The organism is Streptomyces sp. NPDC050548 (assembly GCF_044457385.1).
GTDB lineage: Bacteria > Actinomycetota > Actinomycetes > Streptomycetales > Streptomycetaceae > Streptomyces.
The window spans coordinates 74,781-88,698 of sequence record NZ_JBITGV010000025.1 but is presented as its reverse complement, the minus strand read 5'-3'; the positions used below and the strand labels follow the sequence as shown (position 1 = coordinate 88,698).

Genomic DNA, 13,918 nt, shown 5'->3' with positions numbered 1-13,918 from the left:
GCATTCACACCTCGCGCCAGGCCTCCAGGGCCAGGCCCGGCTCGTCCTTCCGCCGGGTGAGAAGGAGTTGACCGGTGGACGGGGACAACGTCGCGGCGGCCACCCGGTCGTTCTCGTCCAGGGTGAGCGAGACCTCGGCGTCCGCCGGGAGTTGGGGGCCCGACTCGGTCCACCAGGCGCCCGCCGACTCCTGCTCGGTGGGATACGCGGCGAACGCGACCCGGCCGCTGGCCGAGCGCTGGGCGAGCAACGTGCAGTCGTAGCCGTCGAGTTCGCAGCGGACGGCGGAGACCGGACCGGGGCCCGCGGAGGCCAGCAGGGCGAGCGGCTTGCCGCCGGGACGCCAGGCGCAGAGGTCGCCGGAGTCGTCCGTGTAGTAGAGGGTGGTCGTCTCCGGGGAGGTGGCCAGCGCGCGGAGCGTGCCCGGTCTGATCGCGGCCTCCATCGCCTCCTCCAGGACCGGCTGCGCGCCCGGCTCCAGTTGGCGCCAGTGCAGGATCGCGCCGGGCACCGCCGCGTACAGCTCGACCCTGCCGGACTCCCCCGTGACCGCGGCCAGGTCCTCGTGGACGTCGCCGCCCTTGAGGTCGCGCCAGGGATCCCAGCCGCCCTTCTCCCGCTGGGCCAGCATGCTCACCCCGCCCGCCGCGTTGCGCACGAAGAGATGGGCCCGCCCCTCCGCGTCGACCGCGACCGCCGGGACGCCGGTGCGGTCGCCCTTCTTGTCCGGGTGACCGACCGGGTTCCAGTCGAGGGCGGTGAGCCGGGGCCGGAAGTGCGTGGAGTGGACCAGCCCGGATTCGCCGGGCAGCGTGGGCCGCCAGGACACCAGGTGGGCGTAGCCGTCCGCGCCCTGTCCGATGCCGAGCAGCCCGGGGTGCAGCTTCTGGTCGCCGCCCACCGTGCGCGGGGCGCCCCAGACGCCGTCGGGGCCGCGTTCCGCCCGGCACAGGACGGCGTCACCCGAGGGCAGATAGACACTGAGCCGGCCGTCACGGCCGCGGAGGAGCCAGTCGCCGTTCACCTGTTCACTGTAATTGGGGCGGGCGTACGCGCAGGGGGCACCCCCCGCCCGCGTGGGACCCTTGCCCCATGGACGAGGACACTCCCCTGCTGGTGATCGTCGACGGCGCCAATGTCGTCGGGTCGGTGCCCGACGGCTGGTGGCGCGACCGCAGGGGTGCCGCCGAGCGCCTCCGCGACCGGCTCGCGAGCGACGGTCTGCCGGGCCGCACGAACCCCGTGGAGCTGGTCCTCGTCGTGGAAGGCGCGAGCCGCGGTGTGGCGTCCGTCCCGGGCGTACGGGTGGACTCGGCCCCCGGCAGCGGCGACGACCGGATGGTCGAACTGGTCGCCGAGGCCGCCGGCCGGCCGTGCCTGGTGGTCACCGCCGATCGCGAACTGCGGCGCCGGGTCACGGAGTTGGGTGCGGAGGTCACCGGGCCGCGCAGCGTACGGGGTTGATCTGGACGGCACGCGGCCCGGTAACTGCCGCGCGCTGAGCGGGAGTTACCGGGCCGAAGGTCAACTGGTGTGTCTACGAGGAGTTTCCGCCCGGCGGTGTGGTGGACGCGCCCGCCTCCGCCGCCTGCTGCTGTCCGAGTCGGCTGTGGGTGCGGCCGTAGAAGAAGTACACGACGAAGCCGATCGCCATCCAGATGGCGAAGCGGAGCCAGGTCTCGGCGGGGAGGTTGAGCATCAGCCAGAGGGAGGCCAGGACCGAGAGGATGGGGAGGGCCGGGACCAGGGGGGTGCGGAAGGAGCGGGGCAGGTCGGGGCGCTTGTTCCTGAGGATGATCACGCCGATCGCGACCACGATGAAGGCGAACAGGGTGCCGATGTTGACCAGTTCGGCGAGTTCGCTGAGGCTCGTGAAGCCCGAGACGATCGCGATGATCACGCCCAGGAGGATGGTCGGGCGGTAGGGGGTGCGGAAACGCGGGTGGACGTGGGAGAAGAAGCGGGGCAGGAGGCCGTCGCGGCTCATCGCGAAGAAGACGCGGGACTGGCCGAGGAGCAGGATCATGCACACCGTGGTCAGGCCGATCGCGGCGCCGAAGCTGATCAGGCCCGCGAACCACGGGTGTCCGGTGGCCTTGAAGGCGTCCGCGAGGGGTGCGTCGATCGACAGCGAGCTGTACTTCTGCATGCCCGTGACGACGATCGACACGGCGACGTAGAGCGTGGTGCAGATGATCAGTGAGCCGAGGATGCCGCGCGGTACGTCGCGCTGCGGGTTGCGGGTCTCCTCGGCGGCGGTGGCGACGACGTCGAAGCCGATGAAGGCGAAGAAGACCACGGAGGCGGCGGTGAAGATGCCCATGACGCCGAAGTTGGAGGGCGCCCAGCCGAACATCAGCTGGATGAGTGGGGCCTTGAGGTTGCCGCCCGCCTCCACCGACTGGGCCTTGGGGATGAACGGCTTGTAGTTGTCGCCCTTGATGAAGAAGGCGCCCGCGATGATCACCACGAGGACGACGGCCACCTTGATGGCGACGACGACGGAGGTCACCCGCGCGGAGAGCTTCATGCCGAGGACGAGGATCGCGGTGAGCACCAGGACGAGCGCGGCGGCGAGGATGTCGAAGCCGAAGCCGTGGGCGCCGTCCCGGCCGCTGAGCGCCTCGGGCAGATGCCAGCCCGCGTTGTCCAGCAGCGAGTGGATGTAGCCGGACCAGCCGACCGCCACCACCGCCGTACCGAGGGCGAGTTCGAGGACCAGGTCCCAGCCGATGGTCCAGGCGGGCAGTTCGCCCAGCGAGGCGTACGAGAAGGTGTACGCGGAGCCCGCGACCGGGACCGTGGACGCGAACTCGGCGTAGCAGAGCGCCGCGAGGGCACAGACGACGCCGGCCACGACGAAGGACAGGGAGACCGCCGGGCCGGCGTTGTTCTTGGCGGCGGTACCGGTGAGGACGAAGATGCCGGTGCCGATGACGACACCGACGCCGAAGACGGTCAGATCCAGGGCGGAGAGGGATTTCCTGAGCGCGTGCTCCGGTTCCTCGGTGTCCTGGATGGACTGTTCGACTCTCTTCGTCCGGAAGAGGGTGCTGCTCACGGGTGTACCTCCCACGCTTGGCGTCCTCGACATGATCGAGAGGGGGCGTTGTGCGTATGCCCCGACGCGGGCGGGTTCACGCGAATGGGCCGCTTTCACCACTGCAAAGAGTGGTGGAAGCGGCCCGTTCGGTGGTGCGGCCGTGCCTCAGTCGCGTGCGGACTCCACCGAGTCGACCTCCGCCGTGGGCCGGTCGAACCGGCCGTCCAGCTTCGACACCAGGCCGGTCACCTGGCGGGCGATGTCGGGCGCGGTGAGGCCGATCTCCGTCATCACCTCGGCGCGCGAGGCGTGGTCCAGGAAGCGCGGCGGGATGCCGAAGTCGCGGAGCGGAACGTCCACACCCGCGTCGCGCAACGCCTGTGCGATCGACGAACCGACGCCGCCGACACGGGAGTTGTCCTCGACGGTGACGACCACCCGGTGCTGCTCCGCGAGCGGGGCCATGGCCTCGTCGACGGGCTTGACCCAGCGCGGGTCGACGACGGTGGTGGAGATGCCCTGCTTGTCGAGCAGCGTGGCGATCTCCAGGCACATGGGCGCCAGTGCGCCGACCGAGACCAGCAGGACGTCCGGGGCGTCGGTGCCGGGCGCGCGCAGCACGTCCATGCCGCCGATGCGGCCCACGGCGGGTACGGCCGGGCCGACCGCGCCCTTGGAGAAGCGGACCACCGTCGGCGCGTCCTTGACCTGGACGGCCTCACGGAGCTGGGCGCGGACCTGGTCGGCGTCGCGCGGCGCGGCGAGCCGCAGGCCCGGGACGACCTGGAGGATCGACATGTCCCACATGCCGTTGTGGGAGGCGCCGTCGGTGCCGGTGACGCCGGCCCGGTCCAGGACGAAGGTCACCCCGCACTTGTGCAGGGCCACGTCCATCAGCACCTGGTCGAAGGCGCGGTTGAGGAAGGTGGCGTAGACGGCGAAGACGGGGTGCAGACCGCCCGTGGCGAGGCCGGCCGCCGAGACGGCGCCGTGCTGCTCCGCGATGCCCACGTCGTAGATGCGGTCCGGGAAGGCGTCGGCGAACTTCTTGAGGCCGACCGGCTGGAGCATCGCGGCGGTGATCGCGACGATGTCCTCGCGCTCCCGCCCGAGGGCGACCATCTCGTCACCGAAGACGGAGGTCCAGTCGGCGCCGGACGCCTTGATCGGCAGGCCGGTGTCAGGATGGATGGGGCCGATGCCGTGGAAGCGGTCGGCCTCGTCCTGGAGGGCGGGCTGGTAGCCGCGGCCCTTCTCGGTGAGGACGTGGACGATCACCGGGCCGCCGAAGCGCTTGGCGCGGGCCAGCGCGGACTCCATCGCCTCGATGTCGTGACCGTCGATGGGGCCGACGTACTTGAGGCCGAGGTCCTCGAACATGCCCTGCGGGGCGATGAAGTCCTTCAGACCCTTCTTCGCGCCGTGCAGCGTCTCGTAGAGGGGCTTGCCGACGACCGGAGTGCGCCCCAGGAGGTCCTTGCCGCGGGCCAGGAAGCGCTCGTAGCCGTCGGTGGTCCGCAGGGTCGCCAGATGGTTCGCGAGGCCGCCGATGGTCGGTGCGTAGGACCGCTCGTTGTCGTTGACGACGATGACGAGGGGGCGGTCCTTGGCGTCGGCGATGTTGTTCAGCGCCTCCCAGGCCATACCGCCGGTCAGCGCGCCGTCACCGATCACGGCGACCACGTGGTCGTCGCGTTTCAGCACCTGGTTGGCCTTGGCGAGGCCGTCGGCCCAGCCGAGGACCGTCGAGGCGTGCGAGTTCTCGATGACGTCGTGCTCGGACTCGGCCTGCGAGGGGTAGCCGGAGAGGCCGCCCTTCATCTTCAGCCTGGAGAAGTCCTGGCGGCCGGTGAGCAGCTTGTGGACGTAGGACTGGTGGCCGGTGTCCCACAGCACCCGGTCCTTCGGCGACTCGAAGACGCGGTGCAGGGCGATGGTCAGCTCGACCACACCGAGGTTCGGGCCGAGGTGGCCGCCGGTCTTGGAGACGGCGTCGACGAGGAAGGTCCGGATCTCCTCGGCCAGCTGGTCCAGCTGCTCCAGGCTGAGCCGGTCCAGATCGCGCGGTCCCCTGATGCGGGTCAGCAGCGGCACCCGTGCCTCCTTGCGAGTAGAGCTGATCGAGCTGTTGCCGGGCTTGTCGAGTCTAATGTTCCGCCTTTGCGGACCGCGCCCGGGCTGTGCGTCATACGTCACGCGATCGGCTGTACCCAAGAACAGCCTTTCCTACGACCTTTCCTGTGACATGGCTGTGCCCGGTACCGCGATCGGTACCGGGCACTGGTCCGAAAGGACGCAGGTCAGCCGCGACCTGCCGCCTTCTGGCTCTTGCGGGACACGGAGTCGATGACGACCGCGCCGAGCAGAACGCCACCCGTGATCATGTACTGGATCGACGTGTTCATGTTGAGCAGGTCGAGACCGGTCTGGATCGACTGGATGACGAGCATGCCCAGGAGGGCGGACCAGACGCTGCCCCGGCCACCGAAGAGGCTCGTACCGCCGATGACCGCCGCCGCGATGGCCAGCATCAGGGTGTTGCCGCCACCGGCGTTGAGCGTGGCGCTCTGGGTCTGACCGGCGAAGAACATACCGCCGACCGCCGCGAAGCCGCCGGAGATGGCGAACACGGTGATCCGGATCATGGACACGTTGATACCGGCACGGCGCGCGGCCTCGATGCCGCCGCCGACCGCGAAGACCTTGCGGCCGTACGGGGTACGGCGGAGCACGAAGTCCACGATCACCAGGGAGGCGAGGAAGATCACCAGCGAGTTGGAGACGCCGGCCGCGGAGTTCAGCACAGCCGCGGTGACGAACGCGGCCACGGCGAGCAGACCGACCCGCAGCGCGATCTCGCTGGTGGGCCGGAAGGGCACGCCGGCGGCCTTGCGGCGGCGCTGGTCGACGAGCGAGCCGTAGGCCAGGGAGGCGACGCCGAGCCCGGCCAGGATGTAGGCGCCGGCGATCGACTGGTCCATGAAGAACGAGCTCTGGCCCAGCAGGTGCACCGGACCCTCGTCCGGGATGTTGATGGTGCCGCTCGAACCGAGCAGCCACAGCATCAGACCGTTCCAGCCGAGGAAGCCGGCCAGGGTGACGACGAACGCCGGTACGCCGATCCTCGCGAAGAAGAAGCCGTGCAGCGCGCCGATGCCGACACCCGTGACGATGGTCAGGACCAGCGCCAGCCAGCCCTCCATCCCGTGGTTGACCACGAAGACGGCGAACAGGGTGGACGCCAGACCGCTGACCGAACCGACCGACAGGTCGATCTCGCCGAGCAGCAGCACGAAGACCAGACCGATGGAGAGCATGCCGGTGGCCGACAGGTAGTAGCTGATGTTGGACAGGTTGTCCGCGCTCAGGAACCGGCTGTTCTGGGACTGGAAGATGATGCCGATGACGATCAGGCCGACGATGACCGGCAGCGAGCCGAGTTCACCGCCCTTGACCTTGCGCTTGAACTCGGTGATGTAGCCCTTGAAGCCCTCTTCGCGGATCAGCAGCCGCGGGTCGACGACCGAGACGGCCGCGGCCGTGGGGTCGTCGGCGGGAGCGACGGTGGTCTGCGACTCCGCCGATTCCTTCTTCACGGTGTTGGACGTGTCGCTCACTTTGCCGCCTCCGTGCTGCGCACCGCACGACGGGTCACGGCGTTGTCCGTGGCACCGGTGATCGCGGCGATGATCGTTTCCTGACTGGTGTCCTTCACCGGGAAGGAGCCGTTGTTCTTGCCCAGCCGCAGCACGTTGACGGTGTCGGCGACCGCCTTGACGTCGGCCATGTTGTGGCTGATGAGGATGACGCCGAGGTTGCGCTCGCGCAGCCGCTCGACCAGGTCGAGGACCTGAGCGGTCTGCTCGACGCCGAGGGCGGCGGTGGGCTCGTCGAGGATGACGACCTTGGGGTCACCGATCAGCGCGCGGGCGATGGCGACGACCTGCCGCTGGCCACCGGAGAGGCTGGCGATCGGGATCCGCACGCTCGGGATGCGGATGGAGAGAGTGCTCAGCAGTTCGCGGGAGTTCTTCTCCATCGTGACCTCGTCGATGACGCCACGGCGAAGCAGCTCACGTCCGAGGTACAGGTTGCCGACGACGTCGAGGTTGTCGCACAGCGCGAGGTCCTGGTAGACCGTCGCGACGCCGAGTCCCTGGGCGTCGTGCGGCTTGTTGATGCTGACCGGGTTGCCCTCCCATTCGATGACTCCTTCATCGATGGGGTGCACACCGGCGATCGTCTTCACCAGGGTGGACTTTCCTGCGCCGTTGTCGCCGACCAGTGCGACCACTTCTCCGGCGTGAACCTCCAGCTCTACGTCGGTGAGGGCCTGCACCGCACCGAATCGCTTGGAGACTCCGCGCAACGCCAGCACGGGCGTAGCGGACACGTGAACCATCTCCTTCGCCGCCTGACCGGCGGGGATGCCGCGCTTGTCTAAAGGCGCGGAGGGTTGTGCCTAGGCACAGATTTACAAGATGAACATGCGCGCGGCCGGTGCCAGTTGGCAACGGCTGCGCTCGCACGGGTTCCGATCGGCGCCCGCCCCACAGCGGGGTTTGAAGGTGGGGCGGACGCCGAAGGGGCTTTGTCACCGCTGGGCGGTGGTTACTCCAGACCGGCCGCCTTGCACGCCTTGGCGTAGTCGGCGGTGCAGATCTGCGCGACGGTGTAGAGACCGTCCTTGATGACCGTGTCCTTGATGTTGGCCTTGGTGACCGACACCGGGGTCAGCAGCTGCGAGGGCACCTTGTCGCCGGAGCCGCTGGTCTGGGTCGTGGTGGCGAGCCCGGTGATGCTCTTGCCCTGCGCCAGGTCGACGGCGAGCGTCGCGGCGGCCTCGGCCTCCGGCTTGAAGGCCTTGTAGACGGTGCTGGACTGGGTACCGGCGACGATGCGCTGGATACCGGCGAGCTCCGCGTCCTGGCCCGTCAGCGGGATGCCGCTGATGCCCGCGCCCTTGAGGGCGGTGGCGATACCGCCGGCCATGCCGTCGTTGGCGGAGTAGACGCCCGCGATGTTCTTGGCACCGAGCTGGGTGATGGCCGCCGTGACCTTCTGGTTGGCGACGGTGTCCTTCCACAGGCCGGACTGCTCGTAGGCGATGGTGACCTTGCCGTCGAGGGCCTCGTGGGCGCCCTTCTTGAACTGCGCGGCGTTCGGGTCGGCGTCGTCACCGTTGATCATGACGATCTTCGACTTCGTGGTGGCCTTCGAGCCCAGCGCGGTGAGGAGCGCCTCACCCTGGAGCTTGCCGACCTGGACGTTGTCGAAGGAGACGTAGGCCGAGACCGGGCCCTGGGCCAGACGGTCGTACGCGACGACCTTGATGCCCTTGGCGACCGCCTGCTGGATCGAGGACTTGATCGCGGCGGAGTCCTGGGCGCTGATCACGATGACCTTGACGCCCTTGGTGATCATGCTGCTCACCTGCTGGGCCTGGGTGGCCGCGCTGGCGTTGGCGTTGTTGTACTCGACGGTGCAGCCGGCACAGAGCGCCTTGACCTTGGCCTCGAAGTACGGCTTGTCGAACTTCTCGTACCGAGTGGTGACGCTGTCGGGCAGCAGCAGGCCGATCTTGGCGTTGGTACCGCCCGAGGAGCTGGAAGAGCTGCTGTCGGACTTCTTGTCGTCGCCGGCCTTGCCACAGGCGGCCAGTGCGACGGCCATCGTGGTGGCGATGACAGCAACGGCGGCACGACGCATACGCGTGTTCACTTCAGAAACCTCCCTGACGAGGCCGCGTCGTTGCGGCCGAGGTGGCTGGAAGTCAACTCGGCCACGCGTGCGACGTCAAGAAGTAAATACTTAACGAGATGGCAACGGCGTCGTGCGTTCTCTAAGTGAAGACAGGTGTCGCTGCGGTCAGCGACCCGTCCAAAAGCGTCGAATCGCCCATCTCGCTGAGCGCGAGAGCGAGTGCTCCGAGCACCTCCGCACGGCCTCCAAGTGCCCCCGGGAGAACGGACAGTTGACGCGCCGCACTGGGGATCGCATAGCGGCCGACAGACTCCCTGATCGGCCCGAGCACCAGCTCACCGGCCTCGGCGAGATCGCCACCGAGGACCACTCGGCTCGGGTTCAGCAAATTGCAGAGATTGGCGACTCCACTGCCGATGTGTCGGCCGACGTCGGCGATCACCCGACGACAGCCCGGGTCTCCGTCCCGCGCCAGCCGTACGACTCCCTCCATGGTCAAGTCGGTGCCGTGGCTGGACTGGAGGAGCGGCAGCACATAGCGCGCGGCCGTGAAGGTCTCCAGGCAGCCCCGGTTTCCGCAACGGCAGACAGGGCCGGACTCATCAAGAGTAATATGCCCGATTTCTCCCGCTGTGCCACCCGGGCCCCGGTAGATCTTGCCGTTGATGACCAGACCCGCGCCGACCCCGCTGGCGACCTTGATGTACGCCAGGTCCCTGACCCCCCGGCCACTGCCCCAGACCAGCTCACCGAGGGCGCCGAGGTTGGCGTCGTTGTCGACGTGCACCGGTACGCCCAGACGGCTGCCGAGCTCCTCGGCGGGTCTGGTGCCGGTCCACCCCGGGAGGATGGCGGTGGAGCCCAGGGTGCCCGATTCCACGTCGATCGGACCGGGTACGCCGAGACCCACCCCGGCGATCTTGGAACGGTCCACTCCGGTCGCCGCGATCAGCCGGTTGACCAGCTCTTCCGCCCGGTCGAAGCCCTGCGTGGAGGACGCGTCCACGTCGACGGGTTCGGACTCCTCGGCCAGCACCTGATGGGCGAGGTTCCCGACCGCGACGCGCAAATGCGTGTGCCCGAAGTCGACGCCGATGACAATGCCGGCGTCCCCGCTCAGCGACACGCTGCGGGCCCTGCGGCCACCCGCCGAAGTGGGTGTGACCTCGACCGTTCCGCCGTCCTTCAGCTCGCGCACGATGTTGGAGACCGTCGCAGCCGACAGACCCGTCGTCCTCGCGATCTCCGCCTGCGTGAGCGACCCGGCCAGCCGCACCGCTCGCACGACCCGCTCTAGATTCGCTCGGTGCAGCGACGACTGCGACCCCGGAGTCTCCACGACGACCTCCTGCGCACGGGACCGCATCGATGAGGCCCCGTCTATGTCCAACTAGTGAACTCTCAGCAGAGCCGTTAGGGTCGCCTCCCGTCAAGAGGTTGAACCGCATCGAGGTACTTGCACACATGCGTGCAAGCCGCCCCAGAAGCCTGGAGCGGCGCGCACGAGCCCCTAGCGGGGCGCTACTTGAGAGCCCCCGCCGTCAGCCCCTGCACCACCTGTCGCTGGAACACGATGTATGCAGCAAGTACCGGAAGCATCGCCATGACCAGACCGGCGAAGAGACCGGACCAGTCGCCCTTGTAGCCCTGGCTGGCGGCGAGCTGCACCAGGCCCTGGGTGAGGACCCGTTTGTCCGGGTCGGTGTTCAGGACCGTCGGCAGCATGTACTGGTTCCACTGCCCCAGGAAGTTGAAGATCCCCACGCTGATCAGGCCCGGCTTGGCCATCGGCAGCATGATCTGGAAGAACGTCCGGCTGTGCGAGGCCCCGTCCACGAACGCCGCCTCCGCCACCGAGGTGGGCAGAGTGCGGAAGAACGCGGTCAGGAAGAAGACCGTGAACGGCAGCGAGTACGCGATGTAGACCAGGATCAGCCCGTGGATCGTGTTGAGCAGTCCCAGGTTGTTGACGACGTAGAACAGCGGGACCAGGGCCAGCATGATCGGGAAACTCATGCCGCCGATGAACAGGAAGTAGATGAAGCGGTTGCCCGGGAAGTCGAACCGGGCGAGCACATACGCGGCCATCGAACCGAGTACGAGGGTGCCGATGAGTGAACCACCCACCACCAGAACGGTGTTGAAGAAGTAGTCGCTCATGTTGGCGTCGGTCCAGGCGCGCGCCCAGTTGTCGAAGTGCAGTTTGTCCGGCAGCGCCCAGGGCGAGCTGAAGATCGCGCTGTCGCTCTTGAAGGACGTCATCACCGCCCAGAGAAGCGGCAGGACGACCATGAACGCCCACAGAATGAGCATGCCGTGCGAGAAGACGTTGAGGACTCTGCCCTCTTTCTTCGTCTTCCGCTTCGGCGCGTCTCCGGCGGTCGTGCCGACCTTGGCGACGGGGACACCGGGCTCGGCCGGCACGGGGGCGGGGGTCTCGGTCGTCTTCATGTGATCAGAACTCCAGCCGCTCACGGCGGCCCAGTCGCATCACGATCGCCGCGAAGGCCAGCGTGACGACGAGCAGGGCGACGCCGATGGTGGTCGCGTAGGCGGCCTGTCCGTCTCGGAACGCCTTCTGGTACACGTACAGGACCATGACGGTGGTCGAGTAGTCGGGACCGCCCGGTCCGGTCGTCATGATCTGTACGACCGCGAACGACTCGGCGCCCAGCGCCAGGATGCCCATGTAGACCCAGCCGGACATCACGGTGTCCCACAGCAGCGGCAGGGTGAGGCGGAAGAACGTGGTCATCCGGTTGGCGCCGTCGAGCAGCGCCGCCTCGTACAACTCGGCCGGAATGGACGCCATACCGGCCGAGAAGAGGACCACGAAGAAGCCGACCGTGGACCAGACGAGGACCCCCATCACGCACCAGAGGGCGAGGCTCGGATCGCCGAGCCACAGCGGCTGGATGCTGCCGAGTCCGATCCCGCGGAGGAAGGAGTTGATCGCGCCGCTGTCCGGGTTGTACGCGAAGGCGAACAACAGGGCGACGATCGCGATCGAGAGGACCTGCGGGAAGAAATAGACGATCTTGTAGAAGGAGGAGCCGCGGACGCCCGAGACCACCGGGCCGCCCGTCCGGCGCCGTCCGCCCACATTGATCATGAAAGCGAAGAACAGCGCCAGACTGATCGTCACCAGCGGCAGCACCAACGCGAACAGGAGACTGTGCTGCAACGATTTCCAGAAGATCTCGTCGTGGAACATTCTCTTGTAGTTGTCGAAGCCGACCATTTTGAATTCCGGGCTCAGCCCCGTCCAGTCCGTGAACGAATAGTAGATCGACTGGATGAAGGGCCATACGACGAAAAGCACGTACAGCCCGAGGGGAACCGTCAGGAACCCCACGATGAACCGGTACTTGCCGTGCTGCATTGCTACCGACCCCGTTCTCTGGGCGGGCGCCGCCGCTGGTGACGGATCCTCACTGGTGCTTGTAGTGCTTGATCGACGTGTCCTTGGCGGCCGCGTCGGCGAAGCCCTGGATCTTCTTGATGGTCTCGGCCGGGGTGGCCCGTCCGGCCATCATCTCGCCGAGACCCGCGACACCGATCTGCTCCTTCTGCAACTGCACGTACCAGTCCTGAAGGCGCGGGTTGAGCACGTTGTCGCCGGCCAGCTTCAGCGCCGCCACACCGGAGGTGAGACCCGGCGTGAGGGTGATCCCGTCGGTGCCGCCGTTGTACGCGGTCAGTGACTTCACCTTGCTGGTGAAGTTCTTCGACGAGGCCTCGCTGAGCATGATGCGCAACTGCTCCATGCCGCCCGCCGCGTTGGCCGCCTTGGCCGGGACGATGAAGGGCTCACCGCCGGACGCCCAGATGGTGCCGAAGGGCATCTTGTCGGAGCTGTCGATGCCGGTCGGCGCGGAGACGGCGAGGTTGAAGTCCTTGGGGATGACGTTGGCGGACTCGTTCTCCACCCAGGAGCCGTTCGGGATGAACAGCGCCTTGCCCTCGGCCCACGCGGTCTGCGACTGGATGTGGTCGATGCCGGGCGTGCCCTTGAGGATGTAGCCCTTCTTGAACAGCTCGTAGTAGGCGTCGAAGCAGGCCTTGACGGCCGGGTGCTTCCAGGCGTTCGGCTCCAGGTTGTCGATCGCGTCGAGGACCTCACGGCCGCCGACCTTGCCGATCATCGGGTAGAGCGAGAACGGGAGGTAGTACGGGTACTTGCCCGCGTAGGTCCAGCCCGCCATGCCCTTCTTCTTGGCCTTCTCGCAGACCGCGAGCATCTGGTCCCAGGTCTCGGGGTACTTCTCGTCGAGCGCGTCCAGGGCCTTCTGCGAGTACCAGACGCCGTACACGGTGTAGGCGTAGTACATGATCCAGACGGGGTCGCCGTCGAACTGGCCCATCTCGACGATGCCGGGCCGCAGGGTGTCGCGGACCTTCTTCGACGGGTCGTCGTAGGAGGGCGCGTCCAGCAGCGGGGTGAGGTCGCTGAGCTGCTTCTTGCCGACGAGGACACCCATGTCCATCTGCTCGGCGCCGGAGTTGTCGATCAGGTCCGGCGGGGTGCCCTGGTTGAAGCGGGGCTGCAGCGTCGACTGGATCTTCTGGGTGGCGGAGAACTTGACCTTCGCCTTGGGGAAGTTCTGTTCGTAGATCTTGACGGCGTCCTCGGCGTACTCCTTCCCGAAGCCGCCGTCGAAGAGCACGAACTCCATCTGCGCGGTGTCGTTCACCGCCAGCGGGTTCTTCGCGGTCTTCGTGCCCGACTTGGCCTTCTTGTCCGAGCCGCTGTCGCTGCTCGCACAGGCCGAGAGGAAGCTCATGGCCGGAACGGAGATCAGACCGAGTGCGGCCGACCTCTTGATCAGATCTCGGCGGCCGACACCCTGTGCGCCGGTGCTGCCGGAAAAGTTGTTCTCGGCGGAAGTGGATCCCATGCTCAAGTCCTCGCCTTCAACAGGACTCAGGCGGTGAACCGGATCCTCCCCGGCACCGCGGTCAGTTCGAGCTTGGTCGTGCAGAGGTACTTCGTGTCGCGCTGCTGTGAGAGCGGTGTCGAACGCGACAGGTATAGTCCACTTCCGGTCGACAGAGCAAGATCGAATGCAGGGTAGGTTGTCGGTCTTTTCCGAAGTGAGACCTCGCGGAAATATGAAGGCCCTGTGCGTTCGATGCCGGAGAAATCCCCGCTATTGCGCTCGAATGCCGCAC

The 13,918-nt window shown here is 67.6% G+C and carries 11 protein-coding genes; 1 reads left to right on the top strand and 10 read right to left on the bottom strand.

Annotated features, from left to right (window positions below; all coding sequences use genetic code 11):
• Window positions 1–4: 4 nt before the first annotated feature.
• Complete coding sequence (locus tag ACIBJH_RS43085; RefSeq protein ID WP_399122422.1) at window positions 5–1,024, bottom strand: hypothetical protein; 1,020 nt, start codon at window positions 1,022–1,024, stop codon at window positions 5–7.
• A 68-nt stretch (window positions 1,025–1,092) separates the two neighbouring features.
• Here ACIBJH_RS43085 and ACIBJH_RS43080 point away from each other — a divergent pair, with 68 nt between their 5' ends.
• Window positions 1,093–1,464 carry an NTP pyrophosphohydrolase gene (locus ACIBJH_RS43080; protein WP_399122421.1) on the top strand — a complete coding sequence of 124 codons (372 nt, stop codon included), beginning with the start codon at window positions 1,093–1,095 and terminating at the stop codon, window positions 1,462–1,464.
• Window positions 1,465–1,537: 73 nt separating this feature from the next.
• Here the strand turns inward: ACIBJH_RS43080 and ACIBJH_RS43075 are convergent, their stop codons facing one another.
• The 9 genes from ACIBJH_RS43075 to ngcE form a co-directional block, all read right to left on the bottom strand.
• A complete protein-coding gene (locus tag ACIBJH_RS43075) occupies window positions 1,538–3,061 on the bottom strand; it encodes an amino acid permease (protein ID WP_399122419.1) in 1,524 nt (507 codons plus the stop codon).
• Between the two features lie 147 nt (window positions 3,062–3,208).
• A complete protein-coding gene (gene dxs / locus ACIBJH_RS43070; RefSeq protein ID WP_399122418.1) occupies window positions 3,209–5,137 on the bottom strand; it encodes a 1-deoxy-D-xylulose-5-phosphate synthase in 1,929 nt (642 codons plus the stop codon).
• 206 nt (window positions 5,138–5,343) lie between these two features.
• A complete protein-coding gene (locus ACIBJH_RS43065; protein ID WP_399122417.1) occupies window positions 5,344–6,660 on the bottom strand; it encodes a sugar ABC transporter permease in 1,317 nt (438 codons plus the stop codon).
• Window positions 6,657–7,445, bottom strand: coding sequence for an ATP-binding cassette domain-containing protein (locus ACIBJH_RS43060; protein ID WP_388111288.1), 789 nt, complete (start codon window positions 7,443–7,445; stop codon window positions 6,657–6,659). The genes ACIBJH_RS43065 and ACIBJH_RS43060 overlap by 4 nt, the downstream gene beginning before the upstream one ends.
• A gap of 209 nt (window positions 7,446–7,654) precedes the next feature.
• Window positions 7,655–8,752, bottom strand: a complete 1,098-nt coding sequence (locus tag ACIBJH_RS43055) for a sugar ABC transporter substrate-binding protein (RefSeq protein ID WP_399122476.1) — start codon at window positions 8,750–8,752, stop codon at window positions 7,655–7,657.
• Between the two features lie 133 nt (window positions 8,753–8,885).
• Entirely contained in the window at window positions 8,886–10,085 is a 1,200-nt protein-coding gene (locus ACIBJH_RS43050) for an ROK family transcriptional regulator (RefSeq protein ID WP_026179345.1), read from the bottom strand.
• Between the two features lie 182 nt (window positions 10,086–10,267).
• Window positions 10,268–11,197, bottom strand: a complete 930-nt coding sequence (locus ACIBJH_RS43045; protein WP_399122415.1) for a carbohydrate ABC transporter permease — start codon at window positions 11,195–11,197, stop codon at window positions 10,268–10,270.
• Between the two features lie 4 nt (window positions 11,198–11,201).
• Complete coding sequence (locus tag ACIBJH_RS43040; RefSeq protein WP_399122413.1) at window positions 11,202–12,128, bottom strand: carbohydrate ABC transporter permease; 927 nt, start codon at window positions 12,126–12,128, stop codon at window positions 11,202–11,204.
• Between the two features lie 49 nt (window positions 12,129–12,177).
• Complete coding sequence (ngcE, locus tag ACIBJH_RS43035; protein ID WP_201050299.1) at window positions 12,178–13,644, bottom strand: N-acetylglucosamine/diacetylchitobiose ABC transporter substrate-binding protein; 1,467 nt, start codon at window positions 13,642–13,644, stop codon at window positions 12,178–12,180.
• Window positions 13,645–13,918: the final 274 nt, after the last annotated feature.

Coding starts and splice junctions, on each gene's coding strand:
- ACIBJH_RS43045 (WP_399122415.1), bottom strand. CDS start 11,197: ATGAAGACGACCGAGACCCCCGCCCCCGTGCCGGCCGAGCCCGGTGTC.
- ACIBJH_RS43055 (WP_399122476.1), bottom strand. CDS start 8,752: ATGCGTCGTGCCGCCGTTGCTGTCATCGCCACCACGATGGCCGTCGCA.
- ngcE (WP_201050299.1), bottom strand. CDS start 13,644: ATGGGATCCACTTCCGCCGAGAACAACTTTTCCGGCAGCACCGGCGCA.
- ACIBJH_RS43060 (WP_388111288.1), bottom strand. CDS start 7,445: ATGGTTCACGTGTCCGCTACGCCCGTGCTGGCGTTGCGCGGAGTCTCC.
- ACIBJH_RS43040 (WP_399122413.1), bottom strand. CDS start 12,128: ATGCAGCACGGCAAGTACCGGTTCATCGTGGGGTTCCTGACGGTTCCC.
- ACIBJH_RS43080 (WP_399122421.1), top strand. CDS start 1,093: ATGGACGAGGACACTCCCCTGCTGGTGATCGTCGACGGCGCCAATGTC.